Origin of the sequence: Paenirhodobacter populi (assembly GCF_004022215.1) — a bacterium.
Classification (GTDB): Bacteria; Pseudomonadota; Alphaproteobacteria; order Rhodobacterales; family Rhodobacteraceae; genus Rhodobacter; species Rhodobacter populi.
The window spans coordinates 1-698 of the sequence record NZ_SAUZ01000088.1; the positions used below are offsets into that span (position 1 = coordinate 1).

The following is a 698-nucleotide window of genomic DNA, read 5'->3' on the forward strand; positions in this document are numbered from 1 at the left end:
AAGGCCGCGAAGTTCCCGGCGGTCAAAAGCCTGGACAGCTTCGACTTCGCCGCTATCCCGAAGCTCAACAAGATGCAGGTGCTGGAACTGGCCCGGTGCGAATGGATCGAACGGCGTGAGAATGTCATTGCCCTTGGCCCGTCCGGCACCGGCAAAACCCATGTCGCCCTCGGCATCGGCCTGGCTGCCTGCCAGAAGGGGCTGGCCGTTGGCTTTACCACAGCCGCAGCGCTCGTCAGCGAGATGATGGAGGCCCGCGACGATCGCCGCCTGCTGCGCTTCCAGAAGCAGATGGCCGGATATAAGCTTCTCATCATCGACGAACTCGGCTTCGTGCCCCTGTCGAAAACTGGAGCCGAGTTGCTGTTCGAGCTGATCTCGCAGCGCTATGAGCGCGGATCGACCATCATCACCAGCAACCTACCCTTCGATGAATGGACTGAAACATTCGGCTCCGAGCGTCTAACCGGCGCGCTCCTCGACCGGCTGACCCACCACGTCAGCATCCTCGAGATGAACGGCGAAAGTTACCGCCTCGCCAACAGCACTGCCCGCAAGCGGCGCTGATCCCCATACAGACATCTGACGACGACTGGCCCGGACGGGCCAGTGCGCCATGCCACGCGCCGGCTACGTGGAAAACGCGCGCGCCATGGCGCACATCCTCACCAACTGGCCTGGTTTTGCTCCGCCGCCGT

Annotated in this window: 1 protein-coding gene; it reads left to right on the top strand. The window is 62.8% G+C overall.

The features are described from left to right. A partial coding sequence (gene istB, locus D2T30_RS22930) for an IS21-like element helper ATPase IstB (protein WP_128210661.1) occupies nt 1-567 on the top strand: 567 nt, incomplete at its 5' end. Nucleotides 568-698: the final 131 nt, after the last annotated feature.